General features: G+C 43.4%; 2 protein-coding genes. Both read right to left on the reverse strand.

Features of this window, described 5'->3' with window-relative positions:
• Window positions 1-292: acyl-CoA thioesterase (locus A3763_RS02070; protein ID WP_304440773.1), on the reverse strand; the 292-nt coding region annotated here is incomplete at its 3' end.
• A gap of 103 nt (window positions 293-395) precedes the next feature.
• Window positions 396-1,381: putative solute-binding protein (locus A3763_RS02075; RefSeq protein ID WP_231872072.1), on the reverse strand; the 986-nt coding region annotated here is incomplete at its 5' end.

Consider the following 1,381-nt stretch of genomic DNA (forward strand, 5'->3'; position numbering starts at 1 on the left):
CTTCAGCAACGACTTTGACGCCTACTTCCATTGACGTGCGTCCGACGTAGTTTACAGAAGATAAAAAGGTGACGAGTTCGCCAATTTTAATCGGTTGGCGAAAGTTAACTTGGTCTACAGAAAGGGTGACGGCGTAATGGCCGCTATAGCGTGATGCGCAGGTATAAGCGACCCGGTCTAGTAGCTTTAATAGTGCGCCGCCGTGTACGTTACCTGAAAAGTTAGCCATTTCAGGTGTCATTAGCATAGTGAATATTACTGGCTCATTAGTGCCATATTGAATGTCAGACATAAGTTTGCTCCTCTAATGGTGCTATTGTAGACCTAAAGAGAAGCACTGATAATAAAAAAGGCCCCTTAAAAGGAGCCTTTTTATAATCTGCTAAGCTATTAGCCTATTCAGGAGTTGCACACTCACTTGCAGATGGGTTTTCAGCACAACGGATTTTCCAAAGCAGCTTGAGCGCTTTAGGGTCCATTTTACCTTCAGCTTTAAGTGCTAGACGAATGTCACGGCTAAACTTAACTAGCTCTTTTTTAGTCTCTTCGTTAGTTTTGATCCAGTACTTAGCTGGTATTTCTTTTTCGGCATCAGCAACTAGTTTATTGATAGCTTTCAAGCGGCCAACAACGTATTTACGCATTTTGTTACCAAAGTCTGCTGGGAAGTTGTCTTTCTTGGTGATTGTTTGAAGCATGCCGTAATATAGACGGTAGTCAAGAATGCCACCTTTGTCGCCAAGGCCGTGGTATAGCTCAAAAGTGTTGTAAGCTAGTGCTGGCATGAAAAGGATATCAATGTTGCCGTTGTTGAACTGGCCAGAGAACGTTGCCAAAGAAGTGCCTACAGGTGATGCGCCGGCCATGTTAGCAAGCTTGTGAGTCTGTGGGTCTTCATTAAGAACTGAAATCTTCTTGCCGCTGAAGTCTGCAACTGTATTGATGTTCTTATCGTTTACGAACGCGAACATAGAGCCAACAGGCCATGCAGCAACTGCTTCATATTGACCGTTTGTCATGATTTTGCCAGCCTTAGGGCTTGCAAGAGTAGCAAGAATTTTACCAAGACCAGAGTCGGAAGTGATACCGCCAATTGCATCAAGTGTCCCTGCGAAAGGAACAAATTGACGTGATAGGATTGCACTCAAGTGAGCGCCGTCACATACACCAGCTTTGAAGTCGTTAGCAGCAACTTTTTCATCGGTATAAGCGATAAACTCAAGATCTAAACCCCATGCGATAGCTTTTGGCTTTAAATCTGAATAGAAAGTCATTACTGGGCCGTTCTTCCCTACTGGATCCCATGTACAAATTGTTTTCTTTTCTAGCGCTGACGCTAGCGTACTAAAAAGAAAAATTACTGCGGTAAATAGTATTTTCT

The organism is Oleiphilus sp. HI0128 (assembly GCF_001635365.1).